Consider the following 16,407-nt stretch of genomic DNA (forward strand, 5'->3'; position numbering starts at 1 on the left):
CCTCGACGTCGCCCGGGCATCGAGTCGGCCGCCATGATCCACGCTTACGGGAACCTCAGAGCCACCATGTCGAACACCGCCCCGCGCAAGATCCTGGTCACCAGTGCCCTGCCCTACGCCAACGGCGCCATCCACCTGGGCCATCTGCTGGAGTACATCCAGACCGACATCTGGGTGCGCTTCCAGAAGAGCCGTGGCCATGACTGCCACTACGTCTGCGCCGACGACGCCCACGGCACCGCCATCATGCTGCGCGCCGAGCAGGAGGGCATCAGTTCCCAGGCGCTGATCGACCGGGTCAGCCGGGAGCACCAGGAGGACTTCGCGCGCTTCGGGGTGGCCTTCGACAACTACCACTCGACCCACTCCGAGGAGAACCGGCACTTCAGCGAGCTGATCTACACCCGGCTGCGCGACCAGGGCCACATCGCCACCCGTGACATCGAGCAGATGTACGACCCGGTCAAGGGGCTGTTCCTGGCCGACCGCTTCATCAAGGGCACCTGCCCGAAGTGCCATACCCCCGACCAGTACGGCGACAACTGCGAGGCCTGCGGCGCCACCTACACCCCGGCCGAGCTGATCGATCCGCTCTCGGCGATCTCCGGCGCCACCCCCGAGGTAAGAAGCTCCACCCACTACTTCTTCAAGCTGCCGGACTTCGCCCGCTTCCTGCAGGGCTGGATCGACGACGACCACGTCCAGCCCCAGATCCGCAACAAGCTGATGGAGTGGTTCGAGTCCGGCTTCAACGAGTGGGACATCTCCCGCGACGCCCCCTACTTCGGCTTCGAGATCCCCGACGCCCCGGGCAAGTACTTCTACGTCTGGCTGGACGCGCCGATCGGCTACCTGGCGAGCTTCAAGAACCTCTGCGAGCGCGAGGGCATCGACTTCGACGCCTACTGGCGCAAGGACTCCGACGCCGAGGTCTATCACTTCATCGGCAAGGACATCGTCTACTTCCATGCGCTGTTCTGGCCGGCCATGCTCCACGGCGCCGAGTTCCGCACCCCCACGGCGGTGAACTGCCACGGTTTCGTCACCGTCAACGGCGCCAAGATGTCCAAGTCGCGGGGCACCTTCATCAAGGCCGCCACCTACGCCGAGTACCTCAATCCCGAGTACCTGCGCTACTACTTCGCCGCCAAGCTCACCGCCGGGGTCGACGACCTCGACCTCAACCTCGAGGACTTCGCCCAGCGGGTCAACGCGGACCTGGTCGGCAAGGTGGTCAACATCGCCAGCCGCTGCGCCGGCTTCGTCAAGAAGCTCGGCGGCGGCAGGCTCTCCGCCCACTGCGCCAAGCCCGAGCTGGTGGCGCGCTTCGTCGCCGCCGGCGACGAGATCGCCGAGCACTACGAGGCCCGGGAGTTCGGCCGCGCCATGCGCAAGGTGATGGAGCTGGCCGACGAGGCCAACGCCTACATCGCCGAGGCCGAGCCCTGGGTGCTGGCCAAGCAGGAAGGCCGCGAGCAGGAGGTGCTCGACATCTGCTCGGTGGGCATCAACCTGTTCCGCCAGCTGATGGTCTACCTGGCGCCGGTGGTGCCGGCCATGGCCGAGGGCGCCCGCGCCTTCCTGAAACTCGACAGCCTCGACTGGGACAGCCGCCAGGAACTGCTCCTCGATCACCCGATCGCCAAGTTCAAGCCGCTGATGACCCGGGTCGAGCGCGACCGCATCGACGCCATGATCGAGGCGTCGAAGGAGGACCTGGTGGAAGAACAGAAGCTCAAGGAAACCCCCAAGGGGCCGCTGGCCGACGAGCCGATCGCCGAGACGATCGCCTTCGACGATTTCGCCAAGGTCGACCTGCGCATCGCCCGCATCGCCAAGGCGGAGTACGTCGAGGGCGCCGACAAGCTGCTCCGGCTCACCCTGGACCTAGGCGGCGAGACCCGCAGCGTCTTCGCCGGCATCCGCAAGGCCTATGCCCCCGAGGCCCTGGAGGGCCACCTGACGGTGATGGTCGCCAACCTGGCGCCGCGCAAGATGCGCTTCGGCGTCTCGGAAGGCATGGTGCTGGCCGCCGGCGACGACGACGGCATCTACCTGCTCGAGCCCCACTCCGGCGCCCAGCCGGGCCAGCGGGTCAGCTGACGGTCAAGCCTCGAGCGACGGGTCACGAGCGGCGAAGGCGATGCCGGCCGGCTCGCAGCCCGTCGCTCGTCACTCGACGCTGGGATACCGATGACCGATTTCTTCCTGATCCTGGTCGGCACCGCACTGGTCAACAACTTCGTGCTGGTGCAGTTCCTGGGCCTGTGCCCGTTCATGGGCGTCTCCGGCAAGCTGGAGTCGGCCATGGGGATGTCGCTGGCCACCACCTTCGTGCTGACCCTGTCCTCGGTGGCCAGCTACCTGGTCCATCATCTGCTGCTCGCCCCCCTGGGCCTCGAGTACCTGCGCACCATCGCCTTCATCCTGGTGATCGCCGTGGTGGTGCAGTTCACCGAGCTGGTGGTGCGCAAGACCAGCCCCCTGCTGCACCAGGTGCTGGGCATCTTCCTGCCGCTGATCACCACCAACTGCGCGGTGCTCGGGGTCGCCCTGCTGACCCTCAACCGCGGCTCGACCTTCCTGGAGGCCGCCCTCTACGGCTTCGGCGCCGCCGTGGGCTTCTCGCTGGTGCTGGTGCTGTTCGCCGCCCTGCGCGAGCGCCTGGCCACCGCCGACGTGCCGCGCCCCTTCCAGGGGGCCGCCATCGCCATGATCACGGCGAGCCTGATGTCGCTGGCCTTCATGGGCTTTTCGGGTCTTGTGCAACTATGAGTGGGAGCCTCACCGATGCTTGATGCCCTGCTCGACAACGGCATCCTGGTCGCCGGTTTGACCCTGGTGGGCCTGTCCGGGGCCTTCGGCGCCCTGCTGGGCTTCGCCGGCGAGCGCTTCAGGGTCGAGGGCGACCCGGTGGTCGAGCGGATCGACGCCCTGCTGCCCCAGACCCAGTGCGGCCAGTGCGGCCATCCGGGCTGTCGCCCCTACGCCGAGGCCATCGTCGAGGGCGAGGCGATCAACCGTTGCCCGCCGGGGGGCGAGGCCACCATCGCCGCCCTGGCCGACCTGCTGGGCCGCGAGCCGCTGCCCCTGGACGGCGAGGCCGAGGACACTCCCCGGGTGGCATTCATCCGCGAGGACGAATGCATCGGCTGCACCAAGTGCATCCAGGCCTGCCCGGTGGACGCCATCCTCGGCGCGGCCCGGCACATGCACACCGTGATCGCCGAGGAGTGCACCGGCTGCGACCTGTGCGTGGAGCCCTGCCCCGTGGACTGCATCGACATGCTGCCGCGTCCCGCCGCCGACGAAGCCGCCACGCCCCTGCCCGCCGGGCCCGGGCACCGCCCGGTGCTGCCGACCCCGGCCCGGGACGGCGCGCTGATCGCTAGCGACCGGGAGGCCCGGCATGGTTGAGCGCCTGGACTTCCCCGGCGGCATCACGCCACCGACCCGCAAGGCCCGGGCCACCCGGGCGCCGCTGCGCGAGGCGGCCCGGCCGGCCCGGGTGGTGCTGCCACTGGCCCAGCATGCTGGCGCCCCGGCGGAGCCCTGCGTCCGGGTCGGCCAGCGGGTGCGTACCGGCGAGCCCGTGGCTCGGGCCGCGGGCCTGGTCTCGGCGGAGGTGCATGCCAGCGTGACCGGCCGGGTCGCCGCCCTGGAGGAGCGGCCGCTGCACGACGGCAGCCGCGGCCCCTGTGTGGTCATCGACGCCGAGGGCGAGGACGACTGGTGGACCCTGCCGTCCCTGGACTGGCGAGCCACCGACGACGACGCCCTGCTGGCCCGGCTGGACGCCTCCGGGGTGGTGGGCCTCGGCGGTGCGGCCTTTCCCGCCCAGGTCAAGGCGCGCATCCGCGAGCTGCACGAGGTCGATACCCTGGTGGTCAATGCCGCCGAGTGCGAGCCCTACATCAGCGCCGACGACCTGCTGCTGCGCCATCACGCCGCCGAGGTGCTCGAAGGCGCGCGTATGATGGCCCGGCTGGCCGGGGCCGCGCGCATCCTGGTCGGCATCGAGGACGACAAGCCCGAGGCCCTGGCCGCCCTGGAAGCGGCGCTGGCGGCCTCGGGGCATGACGACACGCCCGCCGAGATCCGCGTGATCGCCACCCGCTATCCCAGCGGCGGCGAGCGCCAGCTGATCAAGCGCCTGCTGGGCCGCGAGGTGCCCAGCGGCGGCCTGCCCGCCGACGTCGGCGCCCACTGCCACAACCCCGGCACCCTGCGGGCGGCGCTCGCCGCGGTACGCGACGGCCGCCCGCTGGTGGAGCGCGTCGTGACCCTGACCGGCGAGGCCCTGGCCCGTCCCGGCAACGTCGTCGCCCGGCTCGGCACCCCCATCGCCGAGCTGCTGGAGGACGCCGGCCTCGCGCGCCCGGCCCTGCACCGCCTGGTGATGGGCGGCCCGATGATGGGCCGCGCCCTGGGCGAGCTCGACCTGCCGGTGGTCAAGGCCACCAACTGCCTGATCGCCGCCACCCGCGAGGAGCTCCCCGACCCGCCGCCCGAGCAGCCCTGCATCCGCTGCGGGGCCTGCGAGGAAGCCTGCCCGGCGGGCCTGCTGCCCCAGCAGCTCTACTGGTTCGCCCGGGGCCGGGAGCACGACAAGGCCGAGCGCTTCCACCTCTTCGACTGCATCGAGTGCGGCGCCTGCGACTACGTCTGCCCCAGCCACATCCCCCTGGCCCAGTACTTCCGGGCCGGCAAGGATGCCATCCGCGCCCGGCGCCGCGAGGCGGCCCGGGCCGACCACGCCCGCCACCGCTTCGAGTTCCGCCAGGCCCGGCTGGCTCGGGAGGCGGCCGAGAAGGAGGCCCGCCGCGCGGCCCGCAAGCAGGCCGCCGCCCGGCCTCGCCGGCGCCCCGCCGGCGAGGCACAGCCGGCCGAGCCCGCCGCCGACCTGCGCGGGCTGCGTATCGCCGAGACCGCCGCCAGGGCCGCCGAGCGCAAGGCCCAGAAGGCCCTGACCCGCGCCGCCGAGGGCGGCGAGCAGGACCCGGCGGTGATCGCCGACCTGGAGACCCAGCTGGCCACCGCCCGTGAGAACCTGCAGGCGGCCGAGGCCCGGCTGCAGGCCGCCCGGGATGCCGAGGAGAAGACCCCATGAGCCTGATGCACGCCGCCCAGACGCCCTCGCGACGCCCGGCCGGCACCGCCGCGGTGATGGGCTGGCTGCTGATCGCCACCCTGCCGGGCATCGCCGCCCTGAGCTGGCATTTCGGCTGGGGGGTCCTCACCAACGTGGCCTTCGCCGCGGCGCTGGGTGTCGGCCTGGAGGCCGCCGTGCTGCGCCTGCGGGGTCGTCCGGCCGGCGCCACCCTGGCCGACAACAGCGCCCTGGTCACGGGCGTGCTGCTGGGCGCCAGCCTGCCGCCGGGCAGCGCCTGGTGGCTGATCCTGACCGGCATGATCGCCGCCATCGTGGTGGCCAAGCAGCTCTACGGCGGCCTGGGGCACAACCCCTTCAACCCGGCCATGGTCGGCTACGCCGTGTTGCTGGTGTCCTTCCCGGTGCCGATGAGCCTGTGGGCCGCGCCGACCGGCCTGGTCGGGCCCGAGGCGCAGCCCCTCGGCGAGGTCCTGCGCCAGTTCGCCGGCCTGGCCACGCTGGAGACCCTGGACGCGCTGAGCGGCGCCACCCCGCTGGACGCCTTCAAGCACAAGCCCGAGGGGCTGATGGCCGCCGAGTTCTGGGCCGCCTCGCCGCTGCCCGAGGGGGCGCTGACCGCCTGGCGCCAGGTGGCCCTGGCCTGGCTGGCCGGCGGCGCGCTGCTGCTCTACAAGCGGATCATCGGCTGGCAGATCCCCGCGGCCATGCTGGCCAGCCTGGCGCTGCTGGCCGCCCTGCTCTACGCGGCCAGCCCCAGCCACCAGGGCTCGCCGCTCTTCCATCTGCTCGGCGGGGCCGCCGTCTTCGGCGCCTTCTTCATCGCCACCGACCCGGTCAGCGCCGCCACCAGCCGCCGCGGCCGCTGGCTCTACGGGGCCGGCATCGGCGCCCTGGTGGTGCTGATCCGCGCCTTCGGGGGCTACCCGGACGCGGTGGCCTTCGCCGTGCTGCTGATGAACCTGGCCGCCCCGTTGCTCGACTACTACACCGAGCCCCGGGCCTATGGCCATGCCGCCGCCACCCGGGGCATCGCCGCCCGGGAGGACGACCGATGAGCGCCCTGCCCCGCGCCATGGCCCGGGCCGCCCTGGGCCTGGCGGCCTTCGCCCTGATCACCGCCGGCAGCGTGGCCGTGACCCGGGCGTTGACCGCCGAGCGCATCGCCAACAACCGCCAGGCCGCCCAGCGCCAGGCGATCGTCGAGGTCGCTCCGGCCGGTTACGACGGCGACCCGCTCGACCATGCCCGGCGCCATCCCGCCGCGCCGGCGCTCGGCCAGGCCGCGCCCTTCACCCTGTGGCAGGCCCGGGCCGGCGATCGGCTGCGCGGCGTGGTGCTGCCGGTCGCCACCGACGCCGGCTACAGCGGGCGCATCGCGCTGGTGGTGGGCATCGATGCCACGGGCCGGCTCAGCGGGGTGCGGGTCGCCGAGCACCGCGAGACGCCGGGGCTCGGCGACCGCATCGAGGCCCGCAAGAGCGACTGGATCCGACAGTTCGCCGGACACTCCCTGGCCGCCCCGCCCGCCGGCGGCTGGGCCGTCGACCGGGACGGCGGCGGCATCGACGCCCTGACCGGCGCCACCATCACCTCCCGGGCGGTGGTCGAGGCCGTCCACGCGGCGCTGCGCTGGTTCGACGCCGAGCGCGACGCGCTGCTCGCTCCCCCCCACCGCGGAGACCGCCCATGAACGATGCCCCGCCCCTCGGCCAGATCGTCCGCGACGGGCTCTGGTCCAACAATCCGGCCCTGGTCCAGCTGCTCGGCCTCTGCCCGCTGCTGGCGGTCTCCAGCACGGTGGTCAACGCCCTGGGGCTGGCGCTGGCCACCCTGCTGGTGCTGCTGGGCTCCAACCTGGCGGTGTCGCTGATCCGCCATCGGGTCACTCCCACGGTGCGCCTGCCGGCCTTCGTGATGATCATCGCCGCCTTCGTCACCTGCGCCGAACTCTTGATGGCCGCCTACGCCTTCGAGCTGTATCGCATCCTCGGCATCTTCATCCCGCTGATCGTCACCAACTGCGCCATCCTCGGCCGCGCCGAGGCCTTCGCCTCCCGCCAGCCGCCGCTGCCCGCCGCCACCGACGGCCTGATGACCGGCCTGGGCTTCGCCGGCGTGCTGGTGCTGCTGGGCGCGATCCGCGAGCTGTTCGGCCAGGGCACCCTGTTCAGCGGCATGGACCTGCTACTGGGGCCGGCGGCCGCCGGCTGGGAGCTCACCGTCTTCCCCGACCTGAACGTCCTGTTCCTGGTGCTGCCGCCCGGCGCCTTCTTCGCCACCGGCCTGTTGATCGCCCTGAAGAACGTCATCGACGACCGCCTCGCGCGCCGTCGCCGGGCCCGCCGGCCCGCGATGCCCCGTGAGGAGCGCCGCGTCCGGGTCACCGGGACCATCCGCTGAAGGAAGTGCACACCGCCATGAATGCCCAGAAACGCCACGAGATCTTCGCCCGGCTGCGCGAGCACAACCCCGAGCCGACCACCGAGCTCCACTGGTCGACGCCCTTCGAGCTGCTCGCCGCCGTGCTGCTCTCCGCCCAGGCCACCGACGTGGGGGTCAACAAGGCCACCGCCCGACTCTTCCCCGAGGCCAACACCCCGCAGGCCATCCTCGAGCTGGGGCTGGACGGGCTCAAGGAGCACATCAAGACCATCGGGCTCTACAACACCAAGGCCGAGAACCTGATGAAGACCTGCCGGATCCTGGTGGACCGGCACGGCGGCGAGGTCCCCCGCACCCGCAAGGCCCTGGAGGCGCTGCCCGGCGTCGGCCGCAAGACCGCCAACGTCATCCTCAACACCGCCTTCGGCCAGCCCACCATCGCCGTGGACACCCATATCTTCCGGGTGTCCAATCGCACCGGCCTGGCCAAGGGCAAGGACGTCGTCGAGGTGGAGAAAAAGCTGCTGCGCCACGTGCCCCGAGAGTTCCGCCAGGACGCCCACCACTGGCTGATCCTCCACGGCCGCTACACCTGCCTGGCGCGCAAGCCTCGCTGCGGCAGTTGCGTGATCGAGGACCTCTGCGAGTATCCCGACAAGGTCGAGCTCTAGCGGCGCTCGCCCACCCCCACCATCCGGAGATGTCCCATGGCTTTGCTCGAGACCCTGCTGCTGCCCCCGCTGCTCAATGCCTGGCTGATCCTGCTCGGCGGGCTGCTGTGGATGCGCCGCCAGCTGATCGGCGGCCTGCTGGTGGTCCTCGGGCTGGGCGGCCTGGTGGCGCTGGCGACCCCGCTGGCCAGTCACGCCCTGCGCCAGGGGCTGGAGCCGCCGGCGTTGGCGGCCAGCCCGCGTCTGGACGGCGCCGGGGCCATCGTCATCCTCGGCGGCGGCCGCGACTATGCGGCGCCGGAGTTCGGCTGGGGCGACGCCCCGGCCAACGCCACCTGGCGCCGCCTGGCCTATGGCGCCTTCCTGCATCGCCGCAGCGGCCGGCCGATCCTGGTCAGCGGCGGGCGCGTCCATGACGAGCACAGCGCCGAGGCCAGCCTGATGGCCGCGGCCCTGCGCGAGGTCTTCGAGGTCCCGGTGCGCTGGCTGGAGGGCCGCAGCGCGAGCACCGCGGAAAACGCCCGCTTCAGCGCCGAGATGCTCGCCGCCGAGGGCATCGGCCATGTGGCCCTGGTCTCCCAGGCCTGGCACCTGCCGCGGGCCGCCGCCGCCTTCGAGCGCGCCGGCCTGACGGTGACGCCCGCGCCCACCGAGTTCGCCAGCCCGCCGCCCGGCGGACTCGCCGCCTGGCGGCCGAGCGCCTACCACCTCCACCAGAGCACCCGGGCGCTGCGCGAATGGCTGGGCCGCGGCGAGTTGTGGCTCAAGGACGAACTGCTGCGTTAGCCGCCGACCAGCGAGAACTCGCCGCCCCGCTCGATGGCCCTCTGGTAGGCGGGACGCTCCCGGCAGCGATCCAGGAAGGCCTGCAGCCGGGGCGCGCCGGCGAGCCCGCCGCGGCTCTCCAGGGCCAGCACCGGGAAGCTCATCTGGATGTCCGCCGCGCTGAAGGCCTCGCCGGCGAACCAGGAGCCGCGCTCGAGCTCGGCCTCCCAGTAGTCGCGCAGCTCGGCGATGCGCGGCGCCAGGAAGTTGTCGTCCACGCCACCGGCGAACCGGCGCCCCAGCGGCCGGAGCAGCGCCGGTACCGGCGGCTTCGACAGGCGCGAGAACACCAGGCGCATGACCAGCGGCGGCATCGCCGATCCCTCGGCGTGGTGCAGCCAGAAACGGTAGCGCTCGCGGTCGTCGCCGCCCGGGGCCGGCGCCAGGCGATGCTCGGGATCGTAGTGCTCGAGCAGGTACTCGAGGATGGCCCCGGACTCGGCGACGGCGCGCCCGTCCCGCCCCTCGTCGGTGATCACCGGCGACTTGCCGAGCGGATGCACGGCCTTGAGCGAGGCCGGGGCCAGCAGGGTCTCGGGATCGCGCCGGTAGGTCACGACCTCGTAGTCGACGCCCAGTTCCTCCAGCAGCCATAACACCCGCTGGGAGCGGGAATTCTCCAGATGATGCACGCGAATCATGCTCGACCTCCTTGGCGATGGGCGGCCAGTGTAACCGGCTTGGGCCAAGGTCGTCTTTGCCGGTCCATGACGCGTCACTAGACTGGGAAAAACAACGATGACAACGGCTTCGATGACGAGGAGAGCGCCATGGCCAAGGTGCTGGTGGTGGACGACGAGCCCAATATCGTCCTGTCACTGGAGTTCCTGATGCAGCAGGCCGGCTTCGAGGTGATCACCGCCGAGGACGGCGAGACGGCGCTGGCCCGGGTCGCCGACCAGGCCCCCGACCTGGTGCTGCTCGACATCAGCCTGCCCGGCATCGGCGGCTTCGACGTCCTGGAGCGGCTGCGCGCCGATCCCGAGCGGTCGCGGCTGCCGATCGTCATGCTCACCGCCCACGGCCGCGAGGTGGAGCGCGAGAAGGGCCTGGCGCTGGGCGCCGACGACTACGTCACCAAGCCCTTCTCGACCCAGGCGCTGGTGGACACGGTCAAGGCCCTGCTCGGCGAGGACGCGTCATGAGGCGCCGCCGCCCCGGCCCGCCCCGCCGCCAGACGCTGATCGGCCTGTGGCTGCTGCTGAGCGGCATCAGCCTGCTGGGCGGGGCCCTCTTCGCCCTCTGGCTGGACGGTCTGATCCAGCCCCAGGGACTGGCCCGCTGGGCCCTGTGGCTGGGCAGCTTCTCCGGCGGCGGCACCATCTTCCTGGTCGGGCTGCTGCTCGAGCGCCAGCTGTTCACGCCGCTGCGCCACCTCCAGGTACAGCTGGCCCGGCTGGTGGCCAACCCCGACGCCCGGGACGACTATCCCCCCGAGGGCTGGCTGCGTGCCCTGGGCCCGGACCTGGCCCGCATCCGCGAGGCCTGGCGCGACGACCGCAGCCGCCTGGCCAGCGCCCGGGCCGAGGGCGCGCGCAGCGCGGCGCGCATCCGCCAGGAACTGGAGGCCCTGCTGCAGGTGCTGGACACCCCCCTGCTGCTCTGCGACCGCCACCGCCGCCTGCTGCTCTTCAACCCCGCCGCCGAGACGCTGTTCGAGGACGCCCCCGGGCTGGGGCTGGGCAAGCGGCTGGAGGCGCTGCTACCCACCGCCAGCCTGACCGAGACCCTCGACCGGCTGCCCGAGGACGGCAGCCCCCGGGAACTGCTGGTGCCCTGCGGCGAGCGCTGGCTGCGCACGACCCTGCGCCGCATTCCCGGCAGCGAGGGCGAGACCCTGCTCACCCTGGTGGACGCCACCGCCGCCTGGCGCGGCGAGCTGGCCACCGGCGGCGCCCTGGCCGAGCTGCTGCCGGCCCTGCGCCGACACGGCGCCGGCCTGACCAGCGCCGCCGATGCCCTGAGCCACCTGCCCGGGGAAGGGGCCGGGGAGCTGCATCGCCGCCTCGAAGGCGTCATCGACGAGGAGGGCCGCGCGCTGGCCGAGCGACTGGAGCGCCTCGGCGAGACGGTGGAGGCCCTGCAGCGCCAGGCCGAGCGCCTGGCGCCGCTGTGGTCCAACGACCTCTGGGCCGCGCTGGGCGAGCGGCTCGCCGACGGCGGCCCCGAGATCACGCCGGTGGGCATGCCCGCCTGGCTGAAGGCCGACGCCCCCGCCCTGCTGGAGGTCCTGCAGGCGCTGCTGGGCCACCTCGCCGAGCACACCGGCCGTGCGCATTTCGACGCCGAGGTCTGCCTCGGCAACCGGCGGGTCTACCTGGACCTGCGCTGGCGCGGCGCCGCCCTCGGCGAGGAGCGCCTGCGCGCCTGGCGGGGCGAGCGGCTCGAGGGGCTGCCGCTGTCCCCGACCCTGGGCGAGGTGCTGCGCCAGCACGCCAGCGACGCCTGGAGCCTGGCCGACGCGGACGGCGAGCATGCCCGGCTGCGCCTGCCGCTGCCGGCCCTGGAGCGGGTCGGCGCGCCGCCGCCGCGCACCGCGCCGCGGCCCGAGTTCCACGACTTCGGCATCGCCGAGCTGCCGCCGCCGGACGCCGAGCTCGCCGCCCGCCCCCTGCGGGCGCTGGAGATCGTCGCCTTCGACACCGAGACCACCGGGCTGGAGCTGCGCGCGGGGGACCGGGTGATCAGCATCGGCGCCTGCCGGATCGTCAACGCCCGGCTGCTGGCCAGCGAGACCTTCGACCTGCGCGTCGATCCGGGCCGGCCGATCCCCCCGGCGAGCACCGCCATCCACGGCCTCACCGACGACGACGTGGCCGGCGCGCCGCCCCCCGCGGTGGCCCTGCCGCGCTTCCGCGACTATATCGGCGACGCCGTCATCCTCGCCCACAACGCCGCCTTCGACCTGCTGGCCATCCAGCCGCCGGGCAGCGAGGCGCGCTTCGACATGCCGGTGCTCGATACCCTGCTGCTCTCCCGGGCCCTGGACCCTAGCCTGGACGGCCATGACCTGGATTCCCTGGCCGAGCGCTACGGACTGCACTTCCCGCCGGGCAGCCGCCACACCGCCCTGGGCGACGCCCGGGTCACCGCCGAGCTGTGGCTGTCGCTGCTGCCGCGCCTCGAGGCGCGGGGCATCGACACCCTGGACGACCTGCTGGCCCTGCAGGCCAGCGCCTTCGACCGGGAGGACGCCAGCGCCTCATGATCTCCCCCCGCCGCAAGGAGCGCCTGATCGCGCTGATCGTGCTGGCCACGGCCCTGTTCACGCCGCCGCTGCTGCTGGTGGCCGAGCGCGCGGGGCTGGCCCTGCCGCTCTACGTCTTCCTGGCCTGGGCCGCGGTGATCGCGCTGGCGGCCTGGCTGGCGGAAGGCGGTCGCGGGGAGTGAGGGCATGCGCGGCGAGCTGACGATACTGGCCATCGCCTTCGGCTACCTGGCGCTGCTGTTCGTGATCGCCGCCTGGGGCGACCGCCGCGCCGAGCAGGGCCGCTCGATCATCGGCTCGCCCACCATCTACGCCCTGTCGATCGCCGTCTACTGCACCGCCTGGACCTTCTACGGCAGCGTGGGGCGCGCCGCCGAGACCGGGCCCAGCTTCCTGCTGATCTACCTGGGGCCGACCCTGGCCATGCTCATGGCGCCCCTGGTGATCCGCAAGATGGTGCGCATCGCCGCCGCCCAGCGCATCACCTCGATCGCCGACTTCATCAGCGCCCGCTACGGCAAGAGCGCCGGCCTCGGCGCCGTGGTGGCGCTGATCGCGCTGATCGGCATCACCCCCTACATCGCCCTGCAGCTCAAGGCCATCACCCTGAGCCACGCCGTGCTGGTGGACTACCCCCCGGGCGCCGGCGAGGGGCGGGAGGCCGCCCCCTTCTGGGCCGACAAGTCGTTCTGGGTGGCCCTGGTGCTGGCGGTGTTCATCATCCTCTTCGGCACCCGCCACCTGGACGCCAGCGAGCGCCACGAGGGCATGGTGGCGGCCATCGCCTTCGAGTCGCTGGTCAAGCTCGCCGCCTTCCTGGCGGTGGGGGTATTCACCGTCTTCGTGCTCTACCGGGGGCCGGGAGAACTGTTCGCCCGGGTCGGCGAGACGCCGGGGCTGGCCGAGCTGCTGAGCCTTTCCGCCGTGCCCGGCGGCGCCCTGGGCTGGGTGGGCACCCTGTTGCTGGCCTTCCTGGCCTTCCTCACCCTGCCCCGGCAGTTCCAGGTGCTGGTGGTGGAGAACGTCGACGAGCGCCACCTGCGGCGCGCCACCTGGCTGTTCCCGCTCTACCTGCTGGCGATCAACCTGTTCGTGATGCCCATCGCCCTGGCCGGGCTGCTGGGGGAGGCCGGCGGCGACCCGGACAGTTTCGTGCTGACCCTGCCGCTGGCCGCCGGCGCGGAGGGCCTGCCGGTGCTGGTGTTCCTCGGCGGGCTCTCCGCGGCCACCGGCATGATGATCGTCGAGACCATCGCCCTGTCCACCATGGTCAGCAACCAGCTGGTGATGCCGCTGCTGCTGCGCACCGGGCGCCTGCCGCGCCGCGGCCAGGGGGCCCTGGCCAGCCGGGTGCTGGCCATCCGCCGCCTGGCGATCCTGGCCATCCTGCTGCTCGGCTACGGCTACCACGCCCTGGTGGGCGACGCCTACAGCCTGGTCACCATCGGCCTGGTGTCCTTCGCCGCCGCCGCCCAGTTCGCCCCGGCGCTGCTGATCGGCCTGTACTGGCGGGGCGCCAACAAGCTGGGCGCCGGGCTGGGCCTGCTGGGCGGCTTCGCGGTCTGGGCCTGGACCCTGCTGATCCCTGGCTTCGCCCAGTCGGGCTGGCTCGACGCGGGCCTGCTGACCGCGGGCCCCTTCGGCATCGACTGGCTGCGCCCCTATGCGCTGTTCGGCCTGGAAGGCTGGGACATCTACACCCATGCGCTGTTGTGGAGCCTGGCCGTCAACGTCGGCCTGCTGGTGGGCGTCTCGCTGTTCACCCGCCCCTCGGCGCTGGAGCAGACCCAGGCGGCGCTGTTCACCCAGGCCCTGCACCCGCGGCTCGACCAGGCCACGCTGTGGCCCGGCCAGACCCCGCGCGGCGAGCTGCGCGCCCTGCTCGACCGCTACCTGGGCGCCGCCGCCGGCGCCCGGGTCTTCGCCGGCGAGGACGCCGCCGACGACGACCGGCCCGCGCCGGCGGCACTGGTCGCCCGGGCCGAGCAGGCCCTGGCCGGGGCGCTGGGCAGCGCCTCGGCCCGGGTGCTGATCGACTCGGTGGTGCGCGGCGAGGCCCTGGACCTGGAGGCCATCCTCGGCATCCTCGACACCACCTCCGAGACCCTGGAGATGAACCGCCGCCTGGAGCAGAAGTCCCGGGAGCTGGAGCGCATCGGCGCCGAACTGCGCGACGCCAACGCGCGGCTGCGCGAGCTGGACCGGCTCAAGGACGAGTTCGTGGCCATGGTCAGCCACGAGCTGCGCACGCCCCTGACCTCGATCCGCGCCTTCGCCGAGATCCTGCGCGACAACCGCGACCTGCCCGACGACAAGCGCGAGCACTTCCTCGACGTGGTGGTCCGCGAGAGCCAGCGCCTGTCGCGGCTGATCGAGGAGATCCTCGACCTGGCCCGCCTCGAGAGCGGCCGGCTGACGCTGCACCCCGAGCGCCTCGACCTGTCGGCCCTGGCCCGGCACGGCGTGGAGGCGGTCGAGCAGGTACAGCAAGCGCGCGGCGTGACCCTGGAGGTGGCCATCGACATCGACGACGCGCCGGTGATCGGCGACCCGGACCGCCTCGAGCAGGTGATCATCAACCTGCTCGACAACGCCAGCAAGTTCGCCGACGGTCAGGCGCCGCGGGTGCGCCTGGCCCTGGCGCGGCACAAGCGCGGCTTCCGGCTGACGGTGGAGGACAACGGCCCCGGCATCGCCGAGGACGAGCGCGAGCGGGTCTTCGAGAAGTTCCACCAGATCCAGCACCAGGACGACGGCGCCATCCGCGGCCGCCCCCGCGGCAGCGGCCTGGGCCTGCCGATCTCCCGGGGCATCGTCGCCCACCTGGGCGGCCGGCTCTGGGTGGAGGACGCCCCGACCCTGGGCGGCGCCTGCCTGGTGATGGAGCTGCCGGAGGCGCCCGCGGAGTGAGGGGCGAGGGGCGAGGGGCGAGGGGCGAGGGGCGAGGGGCGAGGGGCGAGGGGCGAGGGGCGAGGGGCGAGGGGCGAGACAGTGTGTGCCGCCTGGGCAAGCGACAAAGGGTTTCCTCGTAGCTCGCTCCTTGTCGCTTATTGCTTGGGGCAATGAATCATCGCTTCGTGGCGTGGCATACCAGGTCGCGGATCCGGCGCAGGTCGTGGCGCAGCAGCCGCCGTCGGTCCTCCCCCAACCCGTCGATGCCCACCCAGCCGTCCGGCGCCCGGCCCTGGCCGAGCGCCGCGCGCTGCGCCTCGAGCAGCAACGCCTGGAGCCGCTCCAGGATGCGGATCAGCTCCTCGGCCCGTGCCGCCTCGAGCGCCCGGGCCGCCACCAGCCCCGACAGCCGTTCGCGAGTCGCCGCGGCGCGCAGACGATGCCGCACTGCCAGCAGTCGCACGGCGCCGATCAGCGGCAGCAGCCCCCGATGCTTGAGGTCCACCGCCGACCCGGAAGGCGCCCCCTCCCCGCCGCCGGCCAGCCGACCCCGGCGATCCAGGGCCACAGGCGTCTCGTCCAGCAGCGCGCCCATCTCGTCGAGGAAGCCTCCGGCCCTCGGCAGGTGCCGGGCCACGCTGTCGGCGAGCGCATCCGCGAGCGTCGCGTCGCCATGCACCGGATGAAAGTCGAGCAGGATATTGGCCTGCTGAACCCGCTTGACCCGCCGCTCGGCGGTCCAGATGGCCAGCTGGGCGTCCCATTCCGAGCGCCGCTTGCGCCACATGGGCCAGCGCGCCATCACATGGCCCGGGCACAGCGGAATGCCGGCGGCGGCCAGCCGCGCGGTGAAGCGCTCGCCGAGGGACTGGAAGTAGGCGTCGATCTCGGTGTGACGGGCATCGGGGTAGTCGGCCAGGATCATGGCGTTGTCCTGATCCGGCGCCAGCAGGCTCTCGTGGCGGGCCGCCGAGCCCAGGGTCAGCACGCAGAAGTCCACCGGCGGCCTCCCCCAGCCCCGGGCCCGCATCTCGGCCAGCGAGGCCGCGATGGCGCGGCGATAGAGGGCGTGATTGTGATCGCTGAGCAGCTGGGCGATGCGCCAGGCGGGCAGGTCGAGGCGCGTCAGGGCGTCCACCAGGCTAGGCTGCCAGGCATGCAGTTCGGCCAGGTCGGGCGCCGCCCCCAGCCGTTCGAGGGCCTCGCCCAGGGGCGACAGCAGCGCCGGGAGCCGCCCCGGCTCGGGCACGGCGCCATCGGCGAACAGGGTGCGCCAGGGCGAGGCACGGTGGAGCAGGCGCATCGGCAGCCTCGGT

At 73.0% G+C, this 16,407-nt stretch carries 15 protein-coding genes; 13 read left to right on the top strand and 2 right to left on the bottom strand.

Annotation, left to right across the window (positions count from 1 at the left end; all coding sequences use genetic code 11):
* The first annotated feature begins 66 nt into the window (after positions 1-66).
* The 9 genes from metG (at position 67) to QC818_RS04370 (ending at position 8,952) form a co-directional block, all read left to right on the top strand.
* Positions 67-2,103 (top strand): methionine--tRNA ligase, encoded by a 2,037-nt coding sequence (metG, locus tag QC818_RS04330; protein ID WP_309651621.1) that lies wholly within the window; start codon positions 67-69, stop codon positions 2,101-2,103.
* A gap of 90 nt (positions 2,104-2,193) precedes the next feature.
* Complete coding sequence (gene rsxA / locus QC818_RS04335; protein ID WP_309651622.1) at positions 2,194-2,775, top strand: electron transport complex subunit RsxA; 582 nt, start codon at positions 2,194-2,196, stop codon at positions 2,773-2,775.
* A gap of 15 nt (positions 2,776-2,790) precedes the next feature.
* Positions 2,791-3,417, top strand: coding sequence for an electron transport complex subunit RsxB (gene rsxB / locus QC818_RS04340; protein ID WP_309651623.1), 627 nt, complete (start codon positions 2,791-2,793; stop codon positions 3,415-3,417).
* Positions 3,410-5,110 (top strand): electron transport complex subunit RsxC, encoded by a 1,701-nt coding sequence (gene rsxC, locus QC818_RS04345; protein WP_309651624.1) that lies wholly within the window; start codon positions 3,410-3,412, stop codon positions 5,108-5,110. The genes rsxB and rsxC overlap by 8 nt, the downstream gene beginning before the upstream one ends.
* Positions 5,107-6,168 (top strand): RnfABCDGE type electron transport complex subunit D, encoded by a 1,062-nt coding sequence (locus QC818_RS04350; protein ID WP_309651625.1) that lies wholly within the window; start codon positions 5,107-5,109, stop codon positions 6,166-6,168. The genes rsxC and QC818_RS04350 overlap by 4 nt, the downstream gene beginning before the upstream one ends.
* Positions 6,165-6,803 (top strand): RnfABCDGE type electron transport complex subunit G, encoded by a 639-nt coding sequence (locus QC818_RS04355; RefSeq protein ID WP_309651626.1) that lies wholly within the window; start codon positions 6,165-6,167, stop codon positions 6,801-6,803. The genes QC818_RS04350 and QC818_RS04355 overlap by 4 nt, the downstream gene beginning before the upstream one ends.
* The gene (locus QC818_RS04360; RefSeq protein WP_309651627.1) at positions 6,800-7,513 is read left to right on the top strand and encodes an electron transport complex subunit E; all 714 of its coding nucleotides are present in this window, start codon (positions 6,800-6,802) and stop codon (positions 7,511-7,513) included. Before QC818_RS04355 ends, QC818_RS04360 begins: the two co-directional genes overlap by 4 nt.
* Positions 7,514-7,530: 17 nt before the next feature.
* Positions 7,531-8,166, top strand: a complete 636-nt coding sequence (gene nth, locus QC818_RS04365; protein WP_309651628.1) for an endonuclease III — start codon at positions 7,531-7,533, stop codon at positions 8,164-8,166.
* A 36-nt stretch (positions 8,167-8,202) separates the two neighbouring features.
* On the top strand, positions 8,203-8,952 hold the full coding sequence (locus tag QC818_RS04370) for a YdcF family protein (RefSeq protein ID WP_309651629.1): 750 nt from the start codon (positions 8,203-8,205) through the stop codon (positions 8,950-8,952).
* Here QC818_RS04370 and QC818_RS04375 read toward each other — a convergent pair.
* Positions 8,949-9,632 carry a glutathione S-transferase family protein gene (locus QC818_RS04375; protein WP_309651630.1) on the bottom strand — a complete coding sequence of 228 codons (684 nt, stop codon included), beginning with the start codon at positions 9,630-9,632 and terminating at the stop codon, positions 8,949-8,951. The two genes, QC818_RS04370 and QC818_RS04375, sit on opposite strands and share 4 nt — an antisense overlap.
* A 129-nt stretch (positions 9,633-9,761) precedes the next feature.
* On the opposite strand from QC818_RS04375, the gene QC818_RS04380 reads away from it, so the two are divergent.
* The 4 genes from QC818_RS04380 to QC818_RS04395 are packed head-to-tail and all read left to right on the top strand — an operon-like array spanning position 9,762 to position 15,109.
* The gene (locus QC818_RS04380; RefSeq protein ID WP_309651631.1) at positions 9,762-10,136 is read left to right on the top strand and encodes a response regulator transcription factor; all 375 of its coding nucleotides are present in this window, start codon (positions 9,762-9,764) and stop codon (positions 10,134-10,136) included.
* Positions 10,133-12,199 (top strand): 3'-5' exonuclease, encoded by a 2,067-nt coding sequence (locus QC818_RS04385; RefSeq protein ID WP_309651632.1) that lies wholly within the window; start codon positions 10,133-10,135, stop codon positions 12,197-12,199. Before QC818_RS04380 ends, QC818_RS04385 begins: the two co-directional genes overlap by 4 nt.
* The gene (locus tag QC818_RS04390; protein ID WP_309651633.1) at positions 12,196-12,381 is read left to right on the top strand and encodes a hypothetical protein; all 186 of its coding nucleotides are present in this window, start codon (positions 12,196-12,198) and stop codon (positions 12,379-12,381) included. The genes QC818_RS04385 and QC818_RS04390 overlap by 4 nt, the downstream gene beginning before the upstream one ends.
* 4 nt (positions 12,382-12,385) lie before the next feature.
* Positions 12,386-15,109 carry a sensor histidine kinase gene (locus QC818_RS04395; protein ID WP_309651634.1) on the top strand — a complete coding sequence of 908 codons (2,724 nt, stop codon included), beginning with the start codon at positions 12,386-12,388 and terminating at the stop codon, positions 15,107-15,109.
* Between the two features lie 157 nt (positions 15,110-15,266).
* Here the strand turns inward: QC818_RS04395 and QC818_RS04400 are convergent, their stop codons facing one another.
* Complete coding sequence (locus QC818_RS04400) at positions 15,267-16,394, bottom strand: DUF294 nucleotidyltransferase-like domain-containing protein (protein WP_309651635.1); 1,128 nt, start codon at positions 16,392-16,394, stop codon at positions 15,267-15,269.
* Positions 16,395-16,407 lie beyond the last annotated feature (13 nt).

The sequence above is a fragment of the Halomonas koreensis genome, assembly GCF_031451675.1.
Classification (GTDB): Bacteria; Pseudomonadota; Gammaproteobacteria; order Pseudomonadales; family Halomonadaceae; genus Halomonas; species Halomonas koreensis.

Coding starts and splice junctions, on each gene's coding strand:
- rsxA (WP_309651622.1), top strand. CDS start 2,194: ATGACCGATTTCTTCCTGATCCTGGTCGGCACCGCACTGGTCAACAAC.
- QC818_RS04370 (WP_309651629.1), top strand. CDS start 8,203: ATGGCTTTGCTCGAGACCCTGCTGCTGCCCCCGCTGCTCAATGCCTGG.
- QC818_RS04355 (WP_309651626.1), top strand. CDS start 6,165: ATGAGCGCCCTGCCCCGCGCCATGGCCCGGGCCGCCCTGGGCCTGGCG.
- QC818_RS04390 (WP_309651633.1), top strand. CDS start 12,196: ATGATCTCCCCCCGCCGCAAGGAGCGCCTGATCGCGCTGATCGTGCTG.
- QC818_RS04375 (WP_309651630.1), bottom strand. CDS start 9,632: ATGATTCGCGTGCATCATCTGGAGAATTCCCGCTCCCAGCGGGTGTTA.
- nth (WP_309651628.1), top strand. CDS start 7,531: ATGAATGCCCAGAAACGCCACGAGATCTTCGCCCGGCTGCGCGAGCAC.
- QC818_RS04385 (WP_309651632.1), top strand. CDS start 10,133: ATGAGGCGCCGCCGCCCCGGCCCGCCCCGCCGCCAGACGCTGATCGGC.
- rsxC (WP_309651624.1), top strand. CDS start 3,410: ATGGTTGAGCGCCTGGACTTCCCCGGCGGCATCACGCCACCGACCCGC.
- QC818_RS04380 (WP_309651631.1), top strand. CDS start 9,762: ATGGCCAAGGTGCTGGTGGTGGACGACGAGCCCAATATCGTCCTGTCA.
- rsxB (WP_309651623.1), top strand. CDS start 2,791: ATGCTTGATGCCCTGCTCGACAACGGCATCCTGGTCGCCGGTTTGACC.
- QC818_RS04400 (WP_309651635.1), bottom strand. CDS start 16,394: ATGCGCCTGCTCCACCGTGCCTCGCCCTGGCGCACCCTGTTCGCCGAT.
- metG (WP_309651621.1), top strand. CDS start 67: ATGTCGAACACCGCCCCGCGCAAGATCCTGGTCACCAGTGCCCTGCCC.
- QC818_RS04360 (WP_309651627.1), top strand. CDS start 6,800: ATGAACGATGCCCCGCCCCTCGGCCAGATCGTCCGCGACGGGCTCTGG.
- QC818_RS04395 (WP_309651634.1), top strand. CDS start 12,386: ATGCGCGGCGAGCTGACGATACTGGCCATCGCCTTCGGCTACCTGGCG.
- QC818_RS04350 (WP_309651625.1), top strand. CDS start 5,107: ATGAGCCTGATGCACGCCGCCCAGACGCCCTCGCGACGCCCGGCCGGC.